At 35.6% G+C, this 6,489-nt stretch carries 4 protein-coding genes and 2 pseudogenes; 3 read left to right on the forward strand and 3 right to left on the reverse strand.

The features are described 5' to 3' along the window. Window positions 1–970: 970 nt before the first annotated feature. Together AFK68_RS45380 and AFK68_RS15865 are read left to right on the forward strand one after the other, a co-directional pair. Window positions 971–1,213, forward strand: a pseudogene (locus tag AFK68_RS45380) (SpoIID/LytB domain-containing protein); the annotation flags it as partial. Window positions 1,214–1,404: 191 nt separating this feature from the next. Next, window positions 1,405–2,144, forward strand: a pseudogene (locus AFK68_RS15865) (SpoIID/LytB domain-containing protein); the annotation flags it as partial. 463 nt (window positions 2,145–2,607) lie between these two features. Here the strand turns inward: AFK68_RS15865 and AFK68_RS15870 are convergent. From AFK68_RS15870 to AFK68_RS15880, 3 genes are all read right to left on the reverse strand, one after another. After that, a complete protein-coding gene (locus tag AFK68_RS15870; RefSeq protein WP_094673626.1) occupies window positions 2,608–2,919 on the reverse strand; it encodes a 2Fe-2S iron-sulfur cluster-binding protein in 312 nt (103 codons plus the stop codon). A 73-nt stretch (window positions 2,920–2,992) separates the two neighbouring features. Further along, window positions 2,993–3,286: a ferredoxin gene (locus AFK68_RS15875; RefSeq protein ID WP_094673627.1), complete on the reverse strand. Its 294-nt coding sequence runs from the start codon at window positions 3,284–3,286 to the stop codon at window positions 2,993–2,995. Between the two features lie 896 nt (window positions 3,287–4,182). Then, window positions 4,183–4,473: a ferredoxin gene (locus AFK68_RS15880; protein WP_094673628.1), complete on the reverse strand. Its 291-nt coding sequence runs from the start codon at window positions 4,471–4,473 to the stop codon at window positions 4,183–4,185. 309 nt (window positions 4,474–4,782) lie between these two features. Here AFK68_RS15880 and AFK68_RS15885 point away from each other — a divergent pair, with 309 nt between their 5' ends. After that, the gene (locus AFK68_RS15885) at window positions 4,783–5,778 is read left to right on the forward strand and encodes a Gfo/Idh/MocA family protein (RefSeq protein ID WP_094673629.1); all 996 of its coding nucleotides are present in this window, start codon (window positions 4,783–4,785) and stop codon (window positions 5,776–5,778) included. Window positions 5,779–6,489 lie beyond the last annotated feature (711 nt).

Consider the following 6,489-nt stretch of genomic DNA (forward strand, 5'->3'; position numbering starts at 1 on the left):
TTTTAAGGCTCGTTCAATATTTAGCATTCTTCTGGCCAATTTCTGCTTGAACCATTTTACCTTATTTCCCAACAACTCTAATATATAGAAATCCTAAATTATTTGTGAGAATTTTTATAATAGTTAAGGTTGAGGAAAAACCTGGAAAATTATTACTCCTGACTCCTGCCTGTACGGGGAATTTTCTACGGAATGCTCCGCAAACGTGAATCGCCCCTACCACAAAAATATTATAATTGAAATAGGATTGCTATAGTCATTTTTATGTACAATAATCATCAAATAAAAACTACAGAGGTAAATCAAATTGCAAAATACAATATCTAGACAGTATTTTACTAACAAATTAATACCAAGTACAATCTTGATAACAGGCTTACTACTAGGATTAAATATAATGCCAGTCAAAGCTTTAGAAGAATATAATAGATTACTTCAAATAGGAATTATACAAAGATTTGGTACTAAACCAACAGATAAAATTATTATTAAAGCTACTCCAGGAGATCGATTAACTTTACGGTTTAAAACTCCGGCAGGAGAAGAAACTCTTACTACTGAAAAATTAGAGCTAAAAATTAAAATGAAACCTCTAGAAAAACCTCTCTTAAAAGAGCGGTTAATTCTTAGTAGTCACCGCAGTTATGAAAATGCTGAAGAAGATGCCCAGTTCTGGAAAAATAAAGGAATAGAAGTAGAAGTAACTCAACCAGGAAGATGGAAAGTTTGGGCAAAAAGAGAAGTCTATAAAACTCCTTTATTACGACGCTGGCTATTAGAAAGTATACAAGCTCATAGCAATACAAATGTCTATCTCGATCTGGAAGCTTTAAAACAACAAACCACAGCTTACTGGAATATGAATGGCTATACTTATCATCGCCATGAACTACATATTACTGCCGGGAAAAATGAAATTATTATCAATAATCAATTTAACCAAGACACAGCAATATCAGAAGAACGACGTTATGCTGGCTCATTAAAACTACAACCTAATGCTTATGGTACTTATACATTGGTGAATAATGTACCAATAGAAACTTATATTCGGGGAGTAGTACCCCATGAATTAGGAGCTTGGCCACCAAAAGCTTCCCTAGAAGCTCAGGCAATTTTAGCTAGAACTTATGCACTTAGAAATTTACATCGGTTTGCAGCAGATAATTATGAGTTGTGTGCTGATACTCACTGTCAAGTTTATAAAGGATTAGATGTATACCCAGAAACAGATGCAGCAGTAACAGCAACTAGAGGAAAAGTGCTGACTTATGAAGATGAGTTGATAGATGCTGTTTACTTTGCTGTTAGTGGGGGTGTTACAGCAGATTTTAATGATTTGTGGAATGGTACTGAACGTCCTTATTTACAACCTGTTGTTGATGCGCCTAATAATATTTGGGNGTCAAGTTTATAAAGGATTAGATGTATACCCAGAAACAGATGCAGCAGTAACAGCAACTAGAGGAAAAGTGCTGACTTATGAAGATGAGTTGATAGATGCTGTTTACTTTGCTGTTAGTGGGGGTGTTACAGCAGATTTTAATGATTTGTGGAATGGTACTGAACGTCCTTATTTACAACCTGTTGTTGATGCGCCTAATAATATTTGGGACTTATCTACAAATAGTTTAGCTTCTGAACAAAACTTCCGTAAGTTTATGAGTCTTAAAAAAGGATTTAATGAAGAGGGTTGGATAGAATTTCGTTGGCGGGAAGTTGTTAGTTTACCTGGTATTGTTAGTTATTTAAAAAGTTATTTTCGACAGAAAAACAGCCCTTTTGCTCAATTTGAAATAATTAAAAAAGTAGAGGTGACGGAGCGATCGCCCAGTGGTCGTGTATTGAAAATGAATGTCGAAACAGACCTAGGTATTATACAGCTGAATAAGGATGAGGTGCAAAATGCTTTTTGGGTGCCTTGGAGTACACTATTTTATCTAGACCCTATATACAAACCCGATCAAACTTTGTGGGGTTATGCTTTTGTTGGAGGAGGGTTTGGACATGGGGTAGGTTTATCTCAGAAGGGAGCTATTAAACTTGCTGAGTTAGGTTGGACTAGCGATCGCATTCTCAGTTTTTATTTTCCGGGAACCACAGTTCTACCTCTGAGCGAGTTAGTTACTTTTGGACAAAAATAGTCATAGCGATCGAGGTAAAATAGTTTGGTTGTTTACAGCGCTTTTGAGAATTATCACAACCCAAAACCAGTAGGGAATTCCATGGAACTCCCTACTGTTGTCTATCCAAATGAAAAATGCTATATAGTTAATTCGGCGTTACTGAATTACAGCCGTTTTCATTTCAGTAGACCACAGTAGGGGCGTTTGCGGAGCATGACCTTAGGAAATGGCATTCGCCCTTACAAGGTTTTGGTTATGACGGTGTGGTTTATCAATCTGAAAAGCGCTGTAAGGTATGAAAGTGGGTTTGTAGGGAATAGGGAACAGTTAATATTAACAAGTAGTTCAGACAATCCAAAATACACCCATCCCAAATACAAAATTATCAAATCATACCCAGAATCAGCAACGCTGTTAATTCCAATCAACTATAAACAATCAAAAAAATCTAAATTATCATACATTCTAAGATGATTGATAACTAGCCTGTTATACTATCTTCTTGATGAGTCGTAATAGTGCAGTCTTTTTTAGGATAGGCAACACAAGTTAGTACAAATCCTTTTTCAATTTGATCGTCATCTAAGAATGACTGATCGCTTTGGTCTAAACAATCATCTGCGTTACCATCTACCTTTCCTGCACAACTTGAGCAAGCACCAGCACGACAGGAGTATGGCAGGTCTAAACCTGCTTCTTCAGCAGCATCAAGGATATATGTATCATCGTCACAATCAATAGTTTGATTAATTCCTTCTGTTTCATTAATTAGAGTAACTTTATATGTAGCCATGTAATTCTCCTCTCAAAATTGGTAGATAAATCTTAATAATTCTTGATTGACTTTAAGTTGTGAACTAAAGTCTTTAGTAAAGTTCTTCTTCTTTGTGAGTTTCGATCTTACAATCAGAAGTAGGATAAGCCACACAAGTTAGTACATATCCTGTTTCAATCTGATCGTCATCTAAGAACGACTGATCGCTTTGATCGACTGTTCCTTCTACAATTTTACCAGCACAAGTAGAACAAGCTCCAGCACGACAGGAAAAAGGTAAATCCAGTCCTTGTTCTTCTGCTTCATCAAGAATATATTTATCATCAGGACAATCAATTTCTTGTTCTCCGTCTGGAGTTATCAACTTTACTTTATAGGTTGCCATTTTACACTCCTTAATTCAATCGTTTCGTCTTTGTTTCATAAGTTTCTTTTCTGTCCAACTAAAGGATTAATTAGCTGGAAAATTGGTACTTAATTTTTTCTCATTTTCAAGCTTTTGACATCCTCTTGGACATAAAGTCGCAGATATTCCTATCAAACCTTATCTGATCAATGGGTTTATGTTTCAACGGATTCTGCTAAAAGNGCTGGAAAATTGGTACTTAATTTTTTCTCATTTTCAAGCTTTTGACATCCTCTTGGACATAAAGTCGCAGATATTCCTATCAAACCTTATCTGATCAATGGGTTTATGTTTCAACGGATTCTGCTAAAAGATACCCTAGTCTGAGCTTTACCTCCACGTCCGTTTCATGTCTCCGTTTCACTACGCAACATGAAAAGCTGGGCAAAACTGAAAAGTATAACTTTTCTGATAGCTTGAGATTCACCGGGTTTAGTAGATATCTAAGATAGAATTTCCAATCCATTCTTATTTTATCTCGATCGCTTCTACTAAATGTCTGGGAATTTGATTGAGAGACAAATTTCTCAAACAATCAACAATATTCAGATTTTCTATGGTTTGATCCAGCTAATTCTCTAAATTATGCCACACCAGAACTTTTCAACTAAAACCTTTATTTAATAGTCTTGGCTAATAGTTGAGCGATCTTAAACTATTAGCCAAGTGGGTATTACAGATTATCTTCNTCTACTAAATGTCTGGGAATTTGATTGAGAGACAAATTTCTCAAACAATCAACAATATTCAGATTTTCTATGGTTTGATCCAGCTAATTCTCTAAATTATGCCACACCAGAACTTTTCAACTAAAACCTTTATTTAATAGTCTTGGCTAATAGTTGAGCGATCTTAAACTATTAGCCAAGTGGGTATTACAGATTATCTTCCTGATGAGTTAGAATTTTACAATCAGATGTAGGCTTGGCTATACAAGTTAGTACCCATCCTTCGTCAATTTGCTCGTCATCTAAGAAAGACTGATCGCTTTGATCTACTGTACCTGACTCAACTTTACCAGCACAAGTAGAACAAGCACCTGCACGGCAGGAAAAAGGTAAATCGAATCCTTGCTCTTCAGCAACGTCCAGGATGATATCATCTTCAGGACAATCAATTACTTTTTCACCATCTGGTGTAACTAGAGTAACTTTGTAAGTAGCCATTTTATTTTCCTCTCCAGAGCTTGTTTTATTTATAAGTTAAACTTATACAATTAACCAAGGCTGATTAGCTAGTTAATTTGTACTTGTTTTTTTTCTATCTCTGATATTAAGGGAAAAAAGCAAACTTGTAAAACCTATTTGCCCCAAAATTACTATAGAATTTATTATAAATAATTCTAATTTAATTCTGATTACTTATATCTTATTGGGCCATCATTATGGCCTAAATATTAAAAAATAATAAAATATAGCACAAATATATAAATATATAATTTATGATAAAAAATTTTTGTAATTATATATGTTGCTATGAGTCAGATAAATATCTCTTCCTCTTTATGCTTTACTGTCCCAATTAGAGTTGGTATTGTTGGCACTGGTTATGCAGCTAACGCTAGAGCTAAGGCATTAAAAGCAGATGAGCGATCGCTCCTAGTCACAGTTGCAGGTCATACCCCAGAAAAAACTGAGGAATTTAGTCAAACCTTCCAAGTTCAGAATACAACTTCTTGGCAACAACTGGTAGAACGAGACGATTTAGATCTAGTCATCATTTCTACTATTAATAGAGATCATGGAGCGATCGCTCGCGCTGCTCTTGAAAACGACAAACATATTATAGTTGAATATCCTCTCTCCCTAGACCCAACTGAAGCCGAGTCATTAATTTCTCTAGCAGTTAAGAAAAATAAACTATTGCACGTTGAACATATAGAACTTCTCGGTGGTCTGCACAATGCCATTAAACAATCTTTGTCTAAAATTGGTAAAATTTTCTACGCTCGTTACGTCACAATTAATTCTAAACAGCCTGCCCCCCAAAAGTGGACTTATCGCTATTCACTATTTGGCTTTCCTTTTGTGGGAGCGCTTTCTCGTTTACATCGATTTACGGATCTATTTGGTAAGGTTGATGCCGTTAATTGCCAAAGTCAGTTTTGGTATACAGAGGTTGACCTTTATAAAGCTTGTTTGTGTACTGCTCAGTTAAGGTTTAATAATGATGTGATTGGGGAAGTTGTCTATGGCAAAGGTGAAACTTTTTGGCAGTCAGAAAACATTTTTACTCTTTACGGCGAAAAAGGTACATTAATTTTTACTCCTCAACAAGGTCAACTATTGCAGGGAGAAAAAATACAAACTATAGAAGTTGGTGCTAGACGTGGTTTGTTTGCAAAAGATACAAAGATGGTAATTGAAAATTTGTTGGGAGGAGATCCTTTATATGTAACTCCAGAAGCAAGCTTGTATACTTTAAAAGTTGCTGACTTTACTAGAAAAGCATCAGATTTGGAGATGGGGTGATATAGAATCCGGGTAATTAGCGATCATATTGGGGAGGAGTCAGGAGTCGTAGGGGGGATTTCGTTTCCTGCGGAATGCTGCGCAAACCGAATGCTGTCGCAAAGGCGTTTTGCATTCTGCAAAGCTCCGCTTTTCATGTTGCGTTTTATGTTGCGGAGCATTCCGTCAGGAAATGCGGAGCATGACAAACGGAAATCGCCCGTACAGGAGTTAGGAGTTAGGAGAAATATTGGATTTGAAGTATTAAATTATATAATTTCTATTCAATAGAAAACTTGTCTTAATAATATGAAATTTTTCTTCTATTGCGTATAGAGCAATAGTTAATTCATTTGCTGAAGCACCCGAACAGAGGAGATGAATGTGAAATTTCTCTTCTATTGCGTATAGAGCAATAGTTAATTTATTTGCTGAAGCACCCAAACAGAGGAAATGAATGTGAAATTTCTCTTCTATTGCGTATAGAGCAATAGTTAATTCATTTTCTCAAGCACCCCAACAGAGGAGATGAATGTGAAATTTTTCTTCTATTGCGTATAGAGCAATAGTTAATTCATTTGTTTAAGCACCCCAACAGAGGAGATGAATGTGAAATTTCTCTTCTATTGCGTATAGAGCAATAGTTAATTCATTTGTTTAAGCACCCCAACAGAGGAGATGAATGTGAAATTTTTCTTCTATTGCGTATAGAGCAATAGTAATTTCATTTGT

Source organism: Hydrocoleum sp. CS-953 (assembly GCF_002260545.1).
Classification (GTDB): Bacteria; Cyanobacteriota; Cyanobacteriia; order Cyanobacteriales; family Microcoleaceae; genus Trichodesmium.